The organism is Streptococcus suis (assembly GCF_017601095.1).
GTDB classification, from domain to species: domain Bacteria; phylum Bacillota; class Bacilli; order Lactobacillales; family Streptococcaceae; genus Streptococcus; species Streptococcus suis_Z.
Genome location: NZ_JAGFUX010000001.1, coordinates 60,865 through 79,975, shown reverse-complemented (window position 1 = coordinate 79,975; position 19,111 = coordinate 60,865). Strand labels below are relative to the sequence as shown.

The 19,111-nt window shown below is 42.2% G+C and carries 18 protein-coding genes; 7 read left to right on the top strand and 11 right to left on the bottom strand.

Annotated elements, in window-relative coordinates; genetic code table 11:
• Window positions 1-45 precede the first annotated feature (45 nt).
• Window positions 46-1,764 (top strand): phospho-sugar mutase, encoded by a 1,719-nt coding sequence (locus tag J5566_RS00410; RefSeq protein ID WP_208561622.1) that lies wholly within the window; start codon window positions 46-48, stop codon window positions 1,762-1,764.
• A 597-nt stretch (window positions 1,765-2,361) separates the two neighbouring features.
• Here the strand turns inward: J5566_RS00410 and mutY are convergent.
• The 8 genes from mutY to J5566_RS00370 are packed head-to-tail and all read right to left on the bottom strand — an operon-like array spanning window position 2,362 to window position 10,781.
• Window positions 2,362-3,516: an A/G-specific adenine glycosylase gene (gene mutY, locus J5566_RS00405; protein ID WP_208561621.1), complete on the bottom strand. Its 1,155-nt coding sequence runs from the start codon at window positions 3,514-3,516 to the stop codon at window positions 2,362-2,364.
• 38 nt (window positions 3,517-3,554) lie between these two features.
• Complete coding sequence (locus J5566_RS00400; RefSeq protein ID WP_208561620.1) at window positions 3,555-3,962, bottom strand: PaaI family thioesterase; 408 nt, start codon at window positions 3,960-3,962, stop codon at window positions 3,555-3,557.
• Window positions 3,955-5,682 carry an ABC transporter ATP-binding protein gene (locus tag J5566_RS00395; RefSeq protein WP_208561619.1) on the bottom strand — a complete coding sequence of 576 codons (1,728 nt, stop codon included), beginning with the start codon at window positions 5,680-5,682 and terminating at the stop codon, window positions 3,955-3,957. The genes J5566_RS00400 and J5566_RS00395 overlap by 8 nt, the downstream gene beginning before the upstream one ends.
• Window positions 5,679-7,403, bottom strand: a complete 1,725-nt coding sequence (locus J5566_RS00390) for an ABC transporter ATP-binding protein (protein ID WP_208561618.1) — start codon at window positions 7,401-7,403, stop codon at window positions 5,679-5,681. Before J5566_RS00390 ends, J5566_RS00395 begins: the two co-directional genes overlap by 4 nt.
• Window position 7,404: 1 nt before the next feature.
• A complete protein-coding gene (pta, locus tag J5566_RS00385) occupies window positions 7,405-8,391 on the bottom strand; it encodes a phosphate acetyltransferase (protein ID WP_208561617.1) in 987 nt (328 codons plus the stop codon).
• A gap of 25 nt (window positions 8,392-8,416) precedes the next feature.
• Complete coding sequence (locus J5566_RS00380; RefSeq protein ID WP_208561616.1) at window positions 8,417-9,307, bottom strand: RluA family pseudouridine synthase; 891 nt, start codon at window positions 9,305-9,307, stop codon at window positions 8,417-8,419.
• Window positions 9,308-10,126: an NAD kinase gene (locus J5566_RS00375; protein WP_172044225.1), complete on the bottom strand. Its 819-nt coding sequence runs from the start codon at window positions 10,124-10,126 to the stop codon at window positions 9,308-9,310.
• Window positions 10,110-10,781, bottom strand: a complete 672-nt coding sequence (locus J5566_RS00370) for a GTP pyrophosphokinase (RefSeq protein WP_208561615.1) — start codon at window positions 10,779-10,781, stop codon at window positions 10,110-10,112. Before J5566_RS00370 ends, J5566_RS00375 begins: the two co-directional genes overlap by 17 nt.
• A 186-nt stretch (window positions 10,782-10,967) precedes the next feature.
• On the opposite strand from J5566_RS00370, the gene J5566_RS00365 reads away from it, so the two are divergent.
• The 6 genes from J5566_RS00365 (at window position 10,968) to J5566_RS00340 (ending at window position 15,091) form a co-directional block, all read left to right on the top strand.
• Complete coding sequence (locus J5566_RS00365) at window positions 10,968-11,546, top strand: CYTH domain-containing protein (protein ID WP_208561614.1); 579 nt, start codon at window positions 10,968-10,970, stop codon at window positions 11,544-11,546.
• A gap of 110 nt (window positions 11,547-11,656) precedes the next feature.
• Window positions 11,657-12,634 (top strand): ribose-phosphate diphosphokinase, encoded by a 978-nt coding sequence (locus J5566_RS00360; protein ID WP_208561613.1) that lies wholly within the window; start codon window positions 11,657-11,659, stop codon window positions 12,632-12,634.
• Window positions 12,635-12,642: 8 nt separating this feature from the next.
• Window positions 12,643-13,758, top strand: coding sequence for a cysteine desulfurase family protein (locus tag J5566_RS00355; protein ID WP_208561612.1), 1,116 nt, complete (start codon window positions 12,643-12,645; stop codon window positions 13,756-13,758).
• Window position 13,759: 1 nt separating this feature from the next.
• Complete coding sequence (locus J5566_RS00350; protein WP_158455025.1) at window positions 13,760-14,107, top strand: DUF1831 domain-containing protein; 348 nt, start codon at window positions 13,760-13,762, stop codon at window positions 14,105-14,107.
• A 2-nt stretch (window positions 14,108-14,109) separates the two neighbouring features.
• The gene (locus J5566_RS00345; protein ID WP_208561611.1) at window positions 14,110-14,310 is read left to right on the top strand and encodes a DUF4649 family protein; all 201 of its coding nucleotides are present in this window, start codon (window positions 14,110-14,112) and stop codon (window positions 14,308-14,310) included.
• A gap of 145 nt (window positions 14,311-14,455) precedes the next feature.
• Complete coding sequence (locus J5566_RS00340) at window positions 14,456-15,091, top strand: redox-sensing transcriptional repressor Rex (protein ID WP_158455031.1); 636 nt, start codon at window positions 14,456-14,458, stop codon at window positions 15,089-15,091.
• Here the strand turns inward: J5566_RS00340 and radC are convergent.
• The 3 genes from radC to gyrA are packed head-to-tail and all read right to left on the bottom strand — an operon-like array spanning window position 15,088 to window position 19,028.
• On the bottom strand, window positions 15,088-15,780 hold the full coding sequence (gene radC / locus J5566_RS00335) for a RadC family protein (RefSeq protein ID WP_208561610.1): 693 nt from the start codon (window positions 15,778-15,780) through the stop codon (window positions 15,088-15,090). The two genes, J5566_RS00340 and radC, sit on opposite strands and share 4 nt — an antisense overlap.
• Window positions 15,781-15,838: 58 nt before the next feature.
• Complete coding sequence (locus J5566_RS00330) at window positions 15,839-16,582, bottom strand: class A sortase (protein WP_208561776.1); 744 nt, start codon at window positions 16,580-16,582, stop codon at window positions 15,839-15,841.
• A gap of 1 nt (window position 16,583) precedes the next feature.
• A complete protein-coding gene (gene gyrA / locus J5566_RS00325) occupies window positions 16,584-19,028 on the bottom strand; it encodes a DNA gyrase subunit A (RefSeq protein ID WP_208561609.1) in 2,445 nt (814 codons plus the stop codon).
• Between the last annotated feature and the right edge of the window lie 83 nt (window positions 19,029-19,111).

Genomic DNA, 19,111 nt, shown 5'->3' with positions numbered 1-19,111 from the left:
GTATAATGAAAGCGTTTAATAGAAAAATTTTTAAGGAGATATGCGATGACTTATCAAGAAACCTATCAAACATGGCTGGACTTTGCGGACCTTCCAGACTACTTGCGTGAAGAATTAGTCGCAATGGATGAAAAAACAAAAGAAGATGCCTTCTATACAAATCTTGAATTTGGTACAGCTGGTATGCGTGGCTATATTGGCGCTGGTACCAACCGCATCAACGTATTTGTAGTCCGTCAAGCTACTGAAGGTTTGGCAAAATTGGTAGAATCAAAAGGTGAAGAAGCTAAAAAACGTGGTGTAGCTATCGCCTACGACTCACGCCACTTCTCTCCTGAATTCGCCTTTGAATCAGCTCAAGTGTTGGCAGCACATGGTATCAAGTCTTATGTCTTTGAAAGCCTCCGCCCAACTCCTGAGTTGTCATTCGCTGTACGCCATTACAATGCCATAGCAGGTATCATGGTGACTGCCAGTCACAACCCGAAAGAATTTAACGGCTACAAGGTTTACGGTGAAGACGGCGGACAAATGCCACCTGCTGATGCAGATGCTCTTACTAACTTCATCCGTGCCATCGACAATCCATTTGCAGTTGAATTGGCTGACCTTGAAGTAAGTAAGGAAAATGGCTTGATTACAGTTCTTGGCGAAGAAACTGATGTCAAATACTTGGAAGAACTCAAAGACCTCAACATTAATCCTGACTTGATTGCTGAGTACGGTAAGGACATGAAGATTGTCTACACACCACTTCATGGTACAGGGGAAATGTTGGCTCGTCGTGCACTGGCACAAGCTGGTTTTGAGTCTGTTCAAGTTGTGGAAGCTCAAGCAACTGCCGACCCTGACTTCTCTACTGTCGCTTCTCCAAACCCAGAAAGCCAAGCAGCCTTTGCCCTTGCGGAAGAACTCGGCCGCCAAGTCGGTGCAGATGTCCTTCTTGCAACTGATCCTGACGCTGACCGTGTTGGTGTTGAAGTTCGTCAAGCTGACGGTTCATACTGGAACCTCTCTGGTAACCAAATCGGCGCAATCATTGCTAAATACATCCTTGAAGCCCACAAGCAAGCTGGCACACTTCCTGCAAACGCTGCCCTTGCTAAGTCAATCGTTTCAACTGAGTTGGTAACCAAGATTGCTGAAAGCTACGGCGCTACCATGTTCAACGTCTTGACAGGTTTCAAATTCATCGCTGAGAAAATCCAAGAGTTTGAAGAAAAACACAACCATACCTACATGTTTGGTTTTGAAGAAAGCTTTGGTTATCTCATCAAGCCATTCGTACGTGACAAGGATGCTATCCAGGCTGTACTTATGGTTGCTGAAATTGCTGCCTACTACCGTTCACGTGGCATGACACTTGCTGACGGTATCGATGAAATCTTCAAAGAATACGGCTACTTTGCTGAGAAAACAATTTCTGTTACCCTTTCTGGTAAAGATGGTGCAGAGCAAATCAAGGCAATCATGGCTAAATTCCGCGATAACTCACCAGCACAATTCAACGCGACAGACATTGCAGTCTTTGAAGACTTTGCCCTACAAACCAAGACAGACAAACTTGGAAACGTTGAAAAACTCACTACTCCTCCATCAGATGTCTTGAAATACACCTTGGCAGATGATTCTTGGTTCGCTGTCCGTCCTTCAGGAACAGAACCAAAAATCAAATTCTATATCGCAACTGTTGGTGAAACACTTGCTGAAGCAGAAGAAAAAATCAACAACATCGAAAAAGAAATCAACGAATTTGTTGGCTAATCCTTTAGGTTCAACAAAAGACAAACAACGAATTGTTTGTCTTTTTTGTTGCATAAACATAGCCGACCATCAAACATGACGTTTTTTTATCAGGCACCTTTCAGAACCTTCTGGACAGAAAGTCAATAAAAAATGGAGGCGAAAGCCTCCACTTTATTTCATAAATCGGAAAAGTCCATTGCTGCTAATTACTTTTTTATTTAATCGTTTCCTACCATTTACAAAGAGGTATCATACTACTTGTCATAAAGTGCGGAGTTTGCATGTTAAAGTTTTATAATGATTCTATCCTTATCTCGGACAGTCCAACCCCTCTTGAACTCAACATTTTCTGATTCCAAGATAAGAATGGTGGCAAATTTTTTCAGACAGCTAGCTACTAGAGCATGAGTTATATATGTGAAATATATGTGAGAATGGCACAACAGACTTTTCCTCTATTGATTTCCCTATTGGAAACCAGTAGTTGTAATTTATCGGATTGCTAAACCCTTTCCTCCTTCTTATCATTTAGCAACCGCTTTCCTTTTCTAAGTCTATCTTACCACCTTTAAAAAAATAAATCAAAAAATTGTATGCTCAAAACAAACAAATTTTTTATTTCTTATTTTTAGTTGCCAAATAGGATTCCCACATCTTCTGTTGGGGTTTCGCGAAAGGGTAGGCATGGAAGTCTTCAGCAGCAACCCACTTGATTTCAAGGTCCTCTGGAAAACTAGCTCCGGTAGCAATTCCTTCTGTCAAGTCAATCTGCCATTTGCGGTGGCTGAAAATGTGTTGAACAGAGGGAAATTCTTCATCCTGCCAGTCGACTGTCAGTCCATACTGGTCTGTAAAGCTCTGCCTTGTATCTGGCTGAACAGGCTCTTCTGCAACTTCGAAGAGGGAAACTTGTTTGTCTAGGACAATCCCTTTTTCCAAAATTGGAAAAGACCAGAAACCTGCAAGCAGTTGGCTGCTTTGATTTTTCTCGAGGAGAAATTCGTTGTTCTGGTTGCGGATAATCATGCCTTGGTAGGCAACGGGGATAGGCTTTTTCTTGGGTGCCTTGATAGGAAACTTGTCCATGGTGCCGTTGAGATAGGCAGCACTAAAGGCTTTAACTGGACTATCTTCTGGCCGTGGATTGACAGGTGCCTCGATGTCGGAGCCAAGATCCATGAGGGCTTGGTTGAAATCCCCTGGTCTGTCTGGATCAATCAGGATGTCCATCATAGCTTGGAAAATCTTGCGATTGGCAGGCACTCCGATATCGTGATTGACTTCGAAAAGTCGGCTCAAGACCCGCATGACATTGCCGTCAACAGCAGGTTCTGGCAGGTTAAAGGCGATACTGGCAATAGCTCCAGCCGTGTAGGGACCAATGCCCTTGAGGCTAGCAATCTCTTCGTAAGTCCGTGGAAACTGGCCGTCGAACTGTTCCACCATTTGCTGAGCCGCCTTTTGCATATTGCGGACGCGAGAATAATAGCCTAGCCCTTCCCAGAGTTTGAGAATGACCTCCTCTTCTGCCACCGCCAAATCTCGAATGGTTGGTAAATGGTGCAAAAAGCGTTCATAGTAAGGAATGACGGTATCAACCCGGGTCTGTTGCAACATGATTTCTGATACCCAGATTGCATAGGGATCTCGTGTGCGACGCCAAGGCAAATCACGCTTGTTGGTATCATACCAATCTAAAAGTGCCTTGCGGAAGGCTTTTATCTTGTCTTCCTCCCACATAGTCACTCCATATTTTTTCAAATCTAACATAGGTCTAGTATAACAAAAAAAGAGAGAGTTAGCTTCAACTAACTCCCCACTTCTTTGGTAACAAACATGGTAAAACTTGCGTTTGCGACTAGTTCGCCAGCTTGGTTTTGAATAACAACATCTATCACCTTTGTCGTCCGACCGTCATGGAGACACTTGCCACTAATGGACAGGCAATCTCCCTCCTTGGCAGCCTTTAGATAATTGATATTGGACTGCAGGGTTACTGAAAAATAGCCCAGCGAATAGACCGTCATGCCTGCGACCGAGTCGGCCAAGGTAAAGAGATAACCACCATGAGCCAGTTGATAGGGATTGAGCGAATCTCGTTTCACTCGTACCTCCATAGTAACCTGACCAGGCTGAGCTTCCCTGATGTCATATTCATCTAATACTTGAATTGGCTGTAAGCCAAAATTGGCTAGTTCTTTTCGTAAATCAGTCATCTATACTCCCTTGACTTTTCTGCATCTGATAATAAACACCCTTGGCTTGCATAAGTTGAGCATGATTGCCCTGCTCCACAATCTCCCCATCAACCATCACTAAGATAATATCAGCTGATTGAATGGTTGATAGGCGGTGGGCGATGATAAAGCTAGTTCGCCCCTGCATGAGTTTGGCAAAAGCTTCTTGCACTAAAATCTCCGTTCGCGTATCGATTGAAGAGGTTGCTTCATCTAAGATTAAGATTTTTGGTAGCTTGACAAAAACTCGTGCAATGGCCAGCAACTGCCGTTGTCCTTGAGATATGGAAGCTCCTCCATCTACCAGGACAGTGTCATAGCCATCTGGCAACTGGCGAATAAAGAAATCTGCATTAGCAGCCTGGGCTGCTTCTATCACCGATTCTCGAGTAGCATTGGGATAGCCGTAGGCAATATTATCATGAACGCTAGCCGACTTAATCCAGGTTTCTTGTAAGACCATACCAATCTGCTGTCGCAAGTCTTCGCGACTGTACTTGGTCACAGGCTGACCATCTAGTAAAATCTGCCCTTGATTGACTTCATAAAAACGCATGAGTAGATTGATGAGGGTAGACTTACCAGCTCCGGTCGGTCCCACAATGGCCACTTTGGCACCTGCTGGTACAGATAGATTCAGATTTTGAATAAGGGGCTTGTTAGGATTGTAGGAAAAAGCAACTTGCTTGAAATCAATCTGTCCTTTAACCTCTGTTATTTCAGCGCACTGCCCTCTTTCTTCCACATCATCCTGGTCAAGAATTGCAAAAAGCCTCTCGGCACAGGCTAAAGCGCTCTGCAATTCTGATAAAACCGAAGATATATCGTTGAAGGGCTTGGTGTATTGGCTTGCGTAGTTGAGGAAGGTCGTTAATTCACCAATCGTAAAGCTACCAGCCATAATCCGCAGAGCTCCCAAGCCAGCCAAAAGCGCATAAATTAAGGCATTGATGAATCGGGTGCTAGGGTTTATAGTTGAAGAGACAAAGATGGCAGCTTGCGAATAATGGGCATATTGAGAATTTTCTTCGACAAAATCTTTCTGAAACTGCTCTTGAGCATTAAAGCTCTGAATCAAGCTCAGTTGGCTAATACTTTCTTCCAAAAAGCGACTTTGACGGCCACGAGCAGTGGTTTGCTGCTGATAATAGGTATAACTTTTTCGAGCAATAGTTTGAGCCACCAAGAGACTCAATGGTGTCAAAGCCACTACAACAAGCATCATAATCCAATCCAAACGCGCCATCGTAACAATGGTCAATAAAATTGTTAAAATACCAAGGAAAAATTGGTTAAAAATCATCAATAGTCCATTGGTCAACTGCTCGCTATCTGTCGAAATCCTTGCAACCAAATCTCCGACCGATTGCCTATCAAGAAAAGATAGAGGCAAGCGATGCAACTTATCATAAACTTGCTGGCGTAGTTCCGCCATCAGATCATAAATCAAACGATTGCTTGCCAAAGGGAGGTACCATTGGACCAGAGTATTGGTAAGTACCACCGCCCCCATCTGAACCAGTACGCTAAAAAAAGCTTGCCCATCACCGTCCAGAATCAAATCCAAGGCCCGCCCCATCAAAATCGGTTGATAAACAGTTAACAAAACCTGGCAAAGCGTTCCCACTATCAAGACCAGCAAAGAAAAAGGTTTACGCCAAAGTAGAGCCACTAAAGAGTTGAATACATTTTTTCTCATGCCTCCACCTCCTGACTCTGTTGCGATTGATCGATGTCATAGTAAATAGCAGAGCTTTCTAACAAGTCTTGGTGACGGCCTAGCCCCACTTGTTTCCCCTTGTCCAGCACTAGAATCTGGTCAGCAACCTTGAGACTGTTCGTCCGTTGACTGATGACAATCATAGTCTGGTCTGGTAATTCCTGACGAATCGCCGCAAACAATCGACTTTCCGTCAGATAGTCCAGAGCAGATGTCGCATCGTCCAATACCAAAATCGGAGCTTCCTGTACCAAGGCTCTGGCAATGGTTATCCGTTGCCGTTGACCGCCAGAAAAATTTCTTCCAAAGGATTCTACTTCTGTGTCCAATCCAGTCTTTTCCAAGAGAAAATCCTTGGCCTGAGCTATTTCCAGTGCCCACCACAATTTCTCATCGCTGTACACGCCACCTATGGTCAGATTTGAACGAACTGTCCCTGAAAAGAGCTGGGCCTGCTGTGGCACAAGGGAAAACTGTCCCCGCCAGTCAGCCAGTGTGGATGGACTGCTCCCCTCCTGATACAAACGGATTTGATCATCTGCTGAAGGATAGAGTTTCAATAGGAGGTCGATCAAGGTTGATTTACCAGAACCTGTTCCCCCGATAATGCCCATAAACTGCCCCTTCTCTAGCTGAAAACTGAGATTTTCCAAGGCTGGCTGAGATGCTCTGGGATAGGTAAAGGTCAAATCTTGGACAGACAAAACAAGATTAACTTGATCCGTTTGAGTGTTTGATAGGGGAGCTTCTACATCTTCTGACTGCTGGTCTAAGATTGCCTGAACGCGTTTAGCAGCGATAAAACTTTGGTTCAAACTGGATATAACCATGACCATTTTGACCAATTCTACTAAAATTTGCAAGAGATAGTTGATAAGGGCAATCAGCATCCCTTGTTCCAATTGGTTAGAGGTAATTGCAAAATTCCCATGCCAAATGAGAACAATCAAGGTCATATTTACAATCAGATAGGTCAAGGGTGTCAGACTAGATGACCATCTTCCTGCACGCACTAACTGACCAAGATAGGCTTGATTTCCTTTTTCAAATGCTTCTTTTTCACGCAGTTTTTGGCCAAATGCCCAAATCACTCGAACACCTGTTATCGTTTCACGCACCTGGCTAACCAAGCTATCCAACAACTTACGAATACTCTGGTAATGACGACTGGTAACCCAACTGATGAATGTAACGACTAGAAAAAGCAGGAAAATCATATTGACAAAATAGGCTGCCAAGCTTGGACTTATTAGGTAAGCCATTATCAGGGAACCAAAGACGACAATCGGAGCCCTCAGAAAGAGGCGGAGAAAAATGTTTATTCCAGACTGAATCTGCAAAGTATCGCTAGTTAGTCTAGTAAAGAGGCTTGAAGAAGACAAACTGTCTCGAGAAGCCTTGGGAAGAGATAGTATTTTTTGATACAGATCCTGAGTCAAATCCTTGGTAAAGCCAACTGCTGCCTTGGCTGCAAAATATTGAGCTGTCAACGAAACCACTACGCCAACAATCGCCAAAGCAACCAGATATAAAATCATAGCAACCAAGTTTCCTTGGTTGCTATTGGGTATTACCTGGTCAATAATCATGGCGATAATAAGCGGAACCACCAATTCAAAACTGGCCTCCAGTAGTTTGAAGAGGGGGGCTAAGATAGCCTCTTTGAGATATGCATGAAAATACCGAACCAGTTCTTTCATATTACAAAGCCGCTACTGCTTGTGCAGCTGTGATGATACCAAGCTTGTAAACATCTTCTGAACTGCATCCACGTGAAAGATCGTTCACAGGCTTATTCAAACCTTGCAAGACCGGACCTACCGCTTCGTAGCCTCCAAGTCGCTCAACTACTTTGTAAGTAATGTTGCCTGCTTCAATAGCTGGGAAGACAAAGACATTTGCTTGACCTGCTACTGGACTTCCAGGTGCTTTCAAACGTGCTGTATCAGGAACCAAGGCAGCATCCATCTGCAATTCTCCGTCAATCAAAAGGTCTGGGCGAAGTTCTTGAGCCAAGCGAGTTGCTTCTACAACCTTATCAACACGTGGACCTGAGCCTGAACCTTTTGTAGAATATGAAATCATTGCTACTTTCGGATCGATACCAAATGTTTTAGCAGTTTCTGCTGATTGGATTGCAATCTCTGCCAAGGTTTCTGCATCTGGTTCAATGTTGATTGCACAGTCACCAAAGACAAACTTGTGTTGGTCTTTAACCATCAAGAAGACACCTGACGTACGTTTTACACCTGGTTTTGTCTTAATGATTTGAAGGGCAGGACGTACAGTATCTGCTGTTGAGTGGATAGCACCTGACACCATACCTTCAGCCAAGCCAAGTTGAACCAACATAACACCGAAGTAGTTTACGTCACGCAAAATTTCATCTGCCTGCGCCTCATCAACCTTGCCTTTACGAAGTGTTACAAATTCTTGCTTCATTGAATCAAAATTGGCATAGTTATTCGGATCAATCACAGTAATACCTGGGTTTGAAAAACCAAAGTCTGTCAACAAAGTATGAACATCTTCAGGTACACCTAGAATAATTGGCTCTACCAAACCTTCAAATTTCAAACGAGCAGCTGCACGAACCACACGCTCATCCGTTCCTTCTGGGAAAACGATCCGTAGTTTTTTACCTACGATTTTTTGCTTCATTTCACCAAATAAATTCCGAATTTCCATCTAAATTCTCCTTAAAAAATTTTTTTTAATTATTTAACAATTTTATGACAGCCTGAAAATCATCTGGCAAGATCGACTCTAAATCAATCCTTTCGGCTGTAAAAGGATTGTCGAAAGCTAGATTATGGCAATGCAAAGCCTGTCGTTCAATGCCTAATTCTAAACTCCCCCCGTACAGATCATCTCCCAGTAAAGGAAAACCAATATGGGAAAAATGCACCCGAATCTGGTGGGTTCGACCAGTATGAAGTTGAATATCCACTAGATGAACATCTCCCCAAGACTGAACGACACGATAGGAAGTATGGGCATACTTGCCATCCTTTGTCACACAGCGTGTGATAATGCTATCTGTCGGACGACCAATTGGAGCAATAATTTCTCCAACTACATCAAGTTGGCCCGAACCTTGAACCAAGGCAAAATACCGTTTGAGAATGATCTTGGCTTGTAGCTGTTTGTCCAAACGAGCATGAGCATAGCCATGTTTTGCAAACAACATGATGCCAGAAGTATCCCGGTCTAAGCGCGTGACAATATGCACCTGCTTGTTCTCATAGTTTTGCTTGACCAAATAGCCCTTGACAAAGTTGGCTATGGTCGAAGAATGAATGGAACTAGGAATCGATGCATAGCCAACTGGCTTGTTTATAGCTAAGAAATTCTCATCTTCGTAGAGAATATCAAGAGGAAAATCAATTGGTTCCAGTTGGCCTGTTACATCTTCCTCCGCCGGAATATCAATTGTAACCTTGTCACCGATATCAAGCAAGTAGGTCGCTTTTTCTTCTCTGCCATTTACTAAAATCAAACCACCTGTATATTTGATTTTGGCAAGCAGACTCTTTGAGACCCCATGTTTTTTCAAGAAAACCTTGATTTTGACATGTTGGTCCGCAACAAATTCAAACCGCATCTATTCAACCTCTCCAATAAAGGCATCCTTGACCCGATTCCAAAAACTGGTGTGACTTGGACTGGCTACAAAATGAATCTTTTTCTGATCAATCTGGTAATCAATCTGCTGGATCTTGTCATAAGTGTAGTTTTTGTTGTCGATGGAGATAGAATATCGATCATCATGCTTGGGCTCAATGACAATCTTATCTTTCTTTGGAACAACAATCGACGATCCAAGAGTTCGATAAACACGATTATTCAAACTAGCCACTTCTGCAATCTGAAGCGCTTCAATAGTCGGATGCAGGACTGCCCCTCCTAAAGATTTATTGTAAGCAGTGGATCCAGTTGGTGTCGAAACCGAAATCCCATCACCACGAAAACGCTCAAAGGCTACACCATTAATAAAAATATCGGCAACCATGGTTTTAGACAAGCGCTTAACGGTTGCTTCATTCAAGGCTCGCATGGTCAATACCCGACCGTCCATCAATTTCACCTTAACATTTAAAATGGGATAGGAAACACGCGCTCCAGTATCAAGTGCAAGATTATCCACCAGTTTATCGACTTCAAAATCACGGTAATCTGTATAGAAACCCAGGTGACCAGTATGAATCCCTACAAATCGAACATGGTCAATCAATTTTTCGTACTTGTGAAAGGCAGAAAGCAACATGCCATCCCCCCCTATCGAGATAACAACATCTGGATTTTTAGGGGTTAGAATGAAATTTTTTTCTTTTAACTTTGTCCAAAGACTTTGCAAGACTTCTTGACTCTTCGGATTGCGGCTGGCCATCAAGGCTACTTTTAGTCTATCTGTATTCTTCATCAGTATCGTCGCTGTTTCCGACACCATCGTTTACCTTACGATTTGGTGGATTAAAAAGCACCTGGGCTTCTTGTATATCATCTCGGATTTGCCGCATCTCCTCATCTAATTGGTAAGCAATTTTTGCTGTAATTTCTAAGCGCTTCTTGATTTCTTCAGGGAACTTACCCTTATACTTATAATTCAATGAATGCTCAATGGTTGCCCAAAAATTCATTGATAAGGTCCTGATTTGAATTTCTGCTAAAACAGTTTCATTGCCATTTATGGTATCAACAGGATAAGAGATAACTACATGATAGGAACGGTAGCCGGAAGACTTCATATTATTGATGTAATCTCTTTCATGGAGAATCTGCATGTCCTTGCGTTTTCTCAAGATAGCTAGGACTTCTTCGATATCATCAACGAATTGGACCATAATCCGTAATCCTGCAATATCTTGCATGTCTTGCGCTAGCTGCTCGTAAGAAATATGGCGTAGGGCCATCTTCTCTTTAATGGACTCAACAGGCTTGACTCGACCTGTCACGAATTCAATCGGTGAATGACGGTTGGCCTTATGGTACTGTTTGCGAATGCCTCGCAACTTGATTTTCAATTCTCCAACTGTTTGGATATAGGGATCTAAAAAATTTTCCCAGTTAAATTCCATCCGCACCTCCTAAATTTGATTGATACGCACAAGGAATATTATACCACATATACTAGATTTTAGTATATATACAGCCTGAAATAACAGCTATGATTTTCCTTTTCTCAGTGCATCTTTCTGGCTTATAAACTAGTCAGAATCGTTTTTTTGGTGTATAATATTTTGAAATAAATTGAGGAAAAAAGAATGGACAAGACAAATTTAGAAATTGAGTTTAAAACACTGCTTTCACCAGCGGATTACCAGGCACTCCTGCCCTTATTTCAGACCGTTCCTTTGGTCAAGCAGACCAATCACTACATCGATAGTCCGGATTTTCAATTGAGAGCCAATAAATGCTCTCTCCGTATTCGTACCTTTGTTGATCGTGCAGAACTGACTTTAAAAATTCCACAGGAAATCGGCAATTTGGAAATCAATCAAGCTTTAGAACTCAAGGAAGCTGAAAGGCTCATTGACAATTTTCAGTTGCCAGATGGTCCCATCAAAGCCTGCCTTGAACAAAAACATCTGGATCAACTCCCCCTATCTGTCTGGGGCACCCTTACCACCCAACGAAAGGAAATGGAGTCTGACATTGGCTTGATGGCCCTTGATAAAAATATTTATGGTGATCAGATTGATTTTGAACTGGAACTGGAAGTTCATCAAGCTAGCAAAGGTGAAAAAGATTTCCAAGCCTTTCTGGCCAAACATGCTATTCCATTTCGCTATGCTCAGAGCAAAGTGGCACGAACAGCAAAAAATCTATTGTCCGCAAAATAAAGGACAATAGATTTTTTTTACTGAAAAATATGGATTTTTTTGATAAAATAGAAAACAGTTAGGGTCCAAAAGGCTTGGACAGAGTTGAAAACAAAAAAGGAGTTTATTTCATGGTACAGCCATACGGTGACAAGCAAATCAAACTATTTACTCTTAACGGAAATCCTCAGATTGCAGAAAAAATTGCTCAGTCTGCTGGCATTCCACTTGGAAAGGTCTCGTCACGTCAATTCTCTGATGGAGAAATTCAAATCAACATTGAAGAAAGTGTTCGTGGTGTTGACGTTTATATCATCCAATCTACTAGCTACCCAGTAAATAACCACCTCTGGGAACTACTCATCATGGTTGATGCTTGCAAACGTGCATCAGCTAACACCGTTACCGTTGTTATGCCTTACTTTGGCTACGCTCGTCAAGATCGTACAGCTTCTCCTCGTGAACCAATCACAGCAAAATTGGTAGCAAACATGCTGGTGAAAGCTGGCGTAGACCGCGTTTTGACACTTGACCTTCATGCGGTTCAAGTTCAAGGTTTCTTCGACATTCCAGTCGATAACCTCTTTACTGTACCTCTTTTTGCGAGCCACTACTTGGAAAAAGGGCTGTGTGGTGAAGATGTTGTTATCGTCAGTCCAAAAAATTCTGGAATCAAGCGTGCGCGTGGCTTAGCTGAGCATTTGGACTCGCCAATTGCCATTATCGACTACGCTCAAGATGATTCTGACCGTGCAGAAGGGTATATTATCGGCGATGTTGCAGGTAAACGCGCGATTTTGATTGATGATATCCTAAATACAGGTAAAACCTTCTCAGAAGCAGCTAAAATTGTTCAAGAAGGCGGAGCTACTGAAATTTATGCAGTTGCTAGCCATGGCTTATTCGCTGGAACTGCTGCTCAACTCTTAGATCAAGCACCTATCAAAGAAATCTTGGTAACAGACTCTGTTGCAAGCATAGAACAACATCCAAAAAATATTGCTTTCCTTACTGCAAGTGACTTGATTGCGGATGCCATTATTCGTATCCAAGAACGCCGTCCAATCAGCCCGCTCTTCAATGTCGCTCAACCTGAAAAACACAACTAGGAGATCGTTTGATTTATTTCGACCATGCTGCAACGACTCCCATGTCTCCAGCAGCCTTAGAAACTTATTTATCCATCGCCCAAACAGTTTATGGTAATCCATCCAGTATTCATAGTGCGGGTAGATTGGCCCATAAAGAATTGCGTCAGTCACGACAAACCATCGCAACTGCTATTGGTGTTCATACTGACCAGATTGTCTTTACATCAGGAGGGTCAGAAGCCAACAATCTCGCAATTAAAGGCTATGCCTTAGCTAACCAAAGCAAAGGCAAACACATAATAACCACTGCTATCGAGCACCATTCCGTTTTGGAAACCATGGACTATTTAGCAACACAACATGGTTTTGAAGTAACCTATCTACAACCAGTAGATGGTAGCATATCGGCTCAACATGTGAAAGAGGCACTAAGAGCTGATACCATTCTCGTTTCAATCATGTATGTAAATAATGAAACTGGTATGATTCTTCCCATCGAAGAGATTGCATCAGTTCTTGCTGATCACCCTGCTCGCTTCCATGTGGATGCCGTCCAGGCTATCGGGAAACTACCGATTCAGCTAACAGATCTAGCCATTGATTTTCTTTCAGCATCGGCCCATAAATTTCATGGACCCCGAGGGGTCGGTTTTCTGTATGCTGCTGACATGCATTTTCATGCCTTGATACACGGCGGCAAGCAGGAAGGACAACGTCGAGCTGGAACTGAAAACCTTGCAGGTATTGCTGCTATGGCAACAGCCTTGACACAACAGTTGGAAAACATAGAGAACAATACGAAGCTTGTCCAAGATTTAAAAGACTATTTTCTTGAACAGCTGAGTCCACTCCCTCACTATCTAAATTTACCAAAGAATCATCTTCCATATGTCTTGAATGTTGGTTTACCAGATACGCTTAACGAGCAGGTGCTTATGCGACTTGATTTGGCAGGTATTGCCCTCTCTAGTGGCTCTGCCTGTACCTCTGGCGTCGTCCAAACTAGTCATGTTTTAGAAGCTCTCTATGGAAAGGATTCACATCGTTTGAAAGAATCCCTTCGAATTAGCTTGGCGGAATCCAACACCAAGGAAGAAATTAATCAATTAATTCATCAACTATCACTTATATTAGGAGTTTAATATGGCTTTTGAAACATCCGTCAGCTTGAAAGACTGTTTATATACCTACGAAATCAGTCCTCAGATTAAAAAATATACTTTAAAGGACACCACTTTCGAAGAAACAAAAGCAGGGCATTTTCAATTGACTCGTCTCCTTGAAGAAATTCCGAATTCAAAAAAAGGATTTCTGCTGAAAATCATTATTAATAAAGATTTGACTGCCTTTAAAATCAATATTACAGACCAATCCGGTTTGCGTATTGTCAATATCTTCAAAGAAAATAGCAACCCAGTTATTCAAGAAAAATTTTACTTTTTGCTAGAAAGTCTTGTTGATCGCAACATCTTTAACAAGATTGAGAGGTAAATATGATTAATATTACCTATAAAGATGCCTATCAGCAAGTTCGAAGCCAAGAATTTCCTGATCTGACTGCTGCTCAGCTAGCATTTTCTGGCTGCCTTACCTTACCCGATTATTATCCTGTTCTGTCACTTACAAAAGACGGTGAAGACTTGGGCTTTACTGGTTCGATTGGTCAAGTTTATCACTTTTTACAAAGTCTATAATCAACTATCTGGTTTTCTTAGCAACGATTTCACAAATCCTCTGCTTTTGTAAAACCAGATTTTTCTTGTCATTTTCCAAGCTAATCTGTTGCAATATTCACAAACTTAATCTAGAATATTTTTAGAAACTGAAGGAGAATATCGAGTGAAGAACGAAAAATCGTCTATCCCAAGAGCAACAGCCAAGCGTCTGTCGCTCTACTACCGTATTTTTAAACGCTTTAATGCAGAAAATATTGAAAAAGCTAGTTCCAAAGAAATCGCTGAAGCCATTGGCATTGATGCCGCAACCGTCAGAAGGGACTTTTCTTATTTCGGTGAATTAGGTCGCCGTGGTTTCGGTTATGATGTGAAAAAACTAATGGAATTTTTCGCAGACATCCTAAACGATAATTCCATCACTAATGTTATGCTTGTCGGAGTTGGTAACATGGGACGAGCCCTACTCCACTATCGATTCCATGAGCGCAATAAAATGAAAATCGTGATGGCCTTTGAAGCAGATGAAAATCCTGCTGTTGGAACTGTGGATGCAGGAATTCCTATCTATGCCATTTCTGAAATTGAAGAAAAAATCAAGGAAGCCAAGTCACAAACTGCCATCTTAACTGTCCCGAGTAATAAGGCACAAGAGGTTGCAAATATCTTAGTAGCTGCTGGTGTAAAAGGCATTCTGAGCTTTTCACCTGTCAATCTTTCTGTTCCAAAAGATGTTGTAGTCCAGTACGTAGATTTGACAAGTGAACTACAAACCTTGCTCTACTTCATGAGAAAAGACTAGTTGAAGCTATCAACCAATTCCCCCTCTTCTCGAAAACTAAAATAACGCGACTTTCCAACGATTAGATGGTCCAAAAGTACAAGTCCTAGCATATTGCAGGACTTTTTTAATGCCTGAGTAAACAAGAGATCATTCTTACTTGGCTGAACAGAGCCAGATGGATGATTATGAACTATAATCACACTTGTTGCCATGTTTTTGACAGCATAGTAGAGAATCTCTCTTGGTTCTGCGATAGACTTATTGACACTTCCGATGAAAATCGTTTTCTGCTGAATGATGCGGTTTTGGGTATCCAAATAAATAGCTACCAGATGCTCTTGCTTTTTATCTCCTAACTCCTGCATCATACGAGAAGCTAGCATCTCACTGCCTAAAACTTTTTGTTTTAGGGTGATTTCGGACTGGTGAATCCTACGCCCCAATTCAATCATGGCTTGAATTTCAATTGCTTTGACGCGACCAATTCCGCAAATCGATTGTAATTCTTCAATGGACATTCCCTTCAAATTTGCCAGATGATCCACCTCTTTTAGGATTTTTGTAGCCAATTCCTGGACTGGGTGCTGCTTGGTGCCAGTTCGAATAAAAATCGACAGCAATTCTTGATTACTAAGTCCTTCAGGTCCAACTTCTAGAAGTCGCTCTCTTGGTAATAATGAATTCTGATGAAATGATATACTATACATTTTTTATCATCCTCCTACTTCTTCTATTCGAAAAAAAAAAGAGAGCCTTGCTCTCTTTTTAAAGTTGAATTTGATTGTAAGAAATTTCAAATGAATCTAAAATCTCTGCATCTGTCTCATCAAAAGCGGTTACCGTCTCAAGCTCTCCTTGAACAATTGTTCGCATTGTGGCTGCTGCGTCTTCACAAGTTACAAGCGTTACTTGGTTCTTCCCTTCAACATCATCAATCACATAGACGCTTTCTGGTGTCACAACTTCAACACTAGTTACAATATAAGTATAAACATTTGTTTTGTCCGTTAAGTAGATTTTCATACCCTCTTTTGCATGTTCCAGGGGTGAAAAAAGGGTATCACTGGCTCCTGCAATTCCAAATATATGATGGCTTGCTAGGGCATAGTTACCTTGCCCCATAACCTGGTCCTCTTTCATGGTACCAGCTCCGTACATAAGAGCTACATTGTCCAAGCCTTTAAAAATCGGCAGGTTGATCTTTAAATCTGGAATTGCTATACCACCAATTACAGGCAAGTTTTGAGCTTCCCACTGGGCCTTCAAAACTGCTTCAGTTGAAATAGATTCTACTTGTTCGAAATCAAAAGTAGAACTTGCTTGTTTGTTTTGCTCAATTTCCTCTTCAGACACCTGTGTCACCTGATAACGATTACTGTTCCAGGCGATAATCATATTTCGAATAGAGCTATTAAAAATCAAGCAGATCGCTAGAATAATCAAAATTCCCGATAGAATATTTCTCCAAAGAGAGGAGCGCTTCTTTTTTGTTGATTGGTCTTTTCCCATCTTATTCCTCAGTTTCCTTTTCATCAGCTGCGTCTACCAAGGCAAAAGTCATAATGTGTGCATCTTGGTCCAATCGCATGACTTTAACACCCATGGTCGAACGGCCAGTTTGCGAGATATTGGCTACACTGGTTCGGATAATGACACCTGTGTCTGTAATGACCATGATATCTTCATCTCCATTAACTGTGGTCAGACCAGCAAGGTAGCCGTTTTTCTCTGCAACTTTTAGAGTCTTCATCCCTTTACCGCCACGGCCTTTTGTTGGGTATTCGCTGGCTGGAGTTCGTTTCCCGTAACCATTTTCTGTCAAGACCAGAACTTCTTGGTCTTCTGAAACGACTGTTGCATTAACAACATGGTCTTGGTCACGTAAGGTAATACCTCGAACACCCGTTGCTGTGCGTCCCATATTTCGAACGGCAGTTTCCGTAAAACGTACCGAATAGCCAAACTTGGTTCCCATGATGATGTCTGCTTGACCATCTGTTAGGAAAACATTGATCAGCTCATCATCATCTTTCAAGTTCAAAGCCTTGAGACCATTTTGACGGATATTGCCAAATTCTGACACACTAGTTCGCTTAACCAAACCTTGACGCGTTGCAAAGAAGAGATAGTGGTCTGCTTCTTGATACTTAGTAACGTTAATGATGGTCTGAATAGACTCGTTTTCTTCTAGTTTTAAGAGGTTGACAATTGGCAAACCTTTCGCTGTTCGACCGTATTCTGGAATTTCATAACCCTTGAGTCGGTAAACACGACCTTTATTGGTGAAGAACAAGAGACGGTCATGGGTGCTGGTCGATACTAATTCACGGACAAAATCATCATCTTTGACACCTGTCCCCTGTACGCCACGACCTCCACGTTTTTGTGCTTGAAATTCATCTTGCGATAAACGTTTAATATAGCCTTGATTTGACAAGGTAATCAATACGTCCGCTTCTTCGATTAAATCTTCATCTTCAAGCGAGAGAACTTCGCCAACCATCAATTCTGTACGGCGTGGATCTGCATACTTACGTTTGACTTCTTCCAATTCTTCCTTGATAATCAAAACGACACGTCCTGGTTTGGCAAGAATATCCGCCAAATCTGCAATCAATGCAACCAAATCATCGTACTCTGACTGAATCTTATCACGTTCCAATCCTGTCAAACGACGTAGACGCATGTCCAGAATAGCTTGACTTTGACGCTCAGATAGGTTGAATTTCTCCATCAACTCAGCCTGGGCAATAGCGTCCGTTTCTGAATTGCGGATAATACGAATCACTTCGTCGATATGGTCAAGGGCAATCAGCAAGCCTTCCAAGATATGAGCACGCGCTTCTGCTTTTTCTTTATCGAATTGCGTACGACGAGTGACTACTTCCTTCTGGTGTTCAATATAGGATTCTAAAATCTGACGGACAGAAAGAATTTTCGGCACCCCGTTTTGGATGGCCAACATATTGAAACTGAAATTAGTCTGCAACTGGGTTTGCTTGAAGAGATTATTCAAAATGACATTGGCTGAAGCATCGCGACGAACTTCGATGACAAAACGCACACCCTCGCGGTTGGATTCGTCCCGAACAGCCGTAATTCCATCTATGCGCTTCTCTTGCACCAATTTGACAATATGTTCTTGAACCTTGGACTTGTTAACCATGTATGGAAACTCAGTAACGACAATACGCTCACGGCCGTTTCCATACTCTTCGATTTCTGTACGTGAACGAAGGGTAATAGAGCCATTACCTGTCTCATAGGCACGGTGGATACCTGATTTCCCCATGACCAAGGCACCAGTTGGAAAGTCTGGCCCAGGAAGGACTTCCATGATTTCCCGAGTTGTTACCTCTGGATTGTCCATCACCAGCTTCACAGCTTCGATGGTTTCGCCCAAGTTATGTGGCGGAATGTTGGTCGCCATACCAACGGCAATACCAGTCGTACCATTAACCAAAAGATTAGGGAAGCGAGCCGGTAGAACTTCTGGCTCACGCTCACTAGCATCATAGTTGTCCGCATAGTTTACCGTATTCTTGTTAATATCACGGAGCATTTCCAAAGCAATCTTGCTCATACGAGCCTCTGTATAACGCTGGGCAGCAGCTCCATCACCATCCATAGAACCGAAGTTTCCGTGGCCATCAACTAGCATATGGCGATAGCTCCACCACTGCGCCATACGAACCATGGCGTCATAAATGGCCTTATCCCCGTGCGGATGGTATTTACCCATAACATCCCCTGTGATACGGGCAGATTTCTTATGGGGTTTATCTGGTGTAATCCCTAACTCATTCATTCCGTACAAAATACGGCGATGAACAGGCTTGAGACCATCACGCACATCTGGCAGGGCACGTGAAACAATGACACTCATCGCATAGTCAATGAAAGACGTCTTCATTTCACTGGTTAAATTTACATTTACTAGGTTTTTATCCTGCATTCAATCAGTCTCTTTTCCACAGTATTTATCTAGTCTATTATATCACAAATAGGCTTAAATTTCTTGATAATGGTGGACAATGT

Excerpts from the sequence above, each read along its gene's own strand:
- J5566_RS00410 (WP_208561622.1), top strand. The coding sequence starts at position 46 with ATGACTTATCAAGAAACCTATCAAACATGGCTGGACTTTGCGGACCTT.
- mutY (WP_208561621.1), bottom strand. The coding sequence starts at position 3,516 with ATGTTAGATTTGAAAAAATATGGAGTGACTATGTGGGAGGAAGACAAG.
- J5566_RS00400 (WP_208561620.1), bottom strand. The coding sequence starts at position 3,962 with ATGACTGATTTACGAAAAGAACTAGCCAATTTTGGCTTACAGCCAATT.
- J5566_RS00395 (WP_208561619.1), bottom strand. The coding sequence starts at position 5,682 with ATGAGAAAAAATGTATTCAACTCTTTAGTGGCTCTACTTTGGCGTAAA.
- J5566_RS00390 (WP_208561618.1), bottom strand. The coding sequence starts at position 7,403 with ATGAAAGAACTGGTTCGGTATTTTCATGCATATCTCAAAGAGGCTATC.
- pta (WP_208561617.1), bottom strand. The coding sequence starts at position 8,391 with ATGGAAATTCGGAATTTATTTGGTGAAATGAAGCAAAAAATCGTAGGT.
- J5566_RS00380 (WP_208561616.1), bottom strand. The coding sequence starts at position 9,307 with ATGCGGTTTGAATTTGTTGCGGACCAACATGTCAAAATCAAGGTTTTC.
- J5566_RS00375 (WP_172044225.1), bottom strand. The coding sequence starts at position 10,126 with ATGAAGAATACAGATAGACTAAAAGTAGCCTTGATGGCCAGCCGCAAT.
- J5566_RS00370 (WP_208561615.1), bottom strand. The coding sequence starts at position 10,781 with ATGGAATTTAACTGGGAAAATTTTTTAGATCCCTATATCCAAACAGTT.
- J5566_RS00365 (WP_208561614.1), top strand. The coding sequence starts at position 10,968 with ATGGACAAGACAAATTTAGAAATTGAGTTTAAAACACTGCTTTCACCA.
- J5566_RS00360 (WP_208561613.1), top strand. The coding sequence starts at position 11,657 with ATGGTACAGCCATACGGTGACAAGCAAATCAAACTATTTACTCTTAAC.
- J5566_RS00350 (WP_158455025.1), top strand. The coding sequence starts at position 13,760 with ATGGCTTTTGAAACATCCGTCAGCTTGAAAGACTGTTTATATACCTAC.
- J5566_RS00345 (WP_208561611.1), top strand. The coding sequence starts at position 14,110 with ATGATTAATATTACCTATAAAGATGCCTATCAGCAAGTTCGAAGCCAA.
- radC (WP_208561610.1), bottom strand. The coding sequence starts at position 15,780 with ATGTATAGTATATCATTTCATCAGAATTCATTATTACCAAGAGAGCGA.
- J5566_RS00330 (WP_208561776.1), bottom strand. The coding sequence starts at position 16,582 with ATGGGAAAAGACCAATCAACAAAAAAGAAGCGCTCCTCTCTTTGGAGA.
- gyrA (WP_208561609.1), bottom strand. The coding sequence starts at position 19,028 with ATGCAGGATAAAAACCTAGTAAATGTAAATTTAACCAGTGAAATGAAG.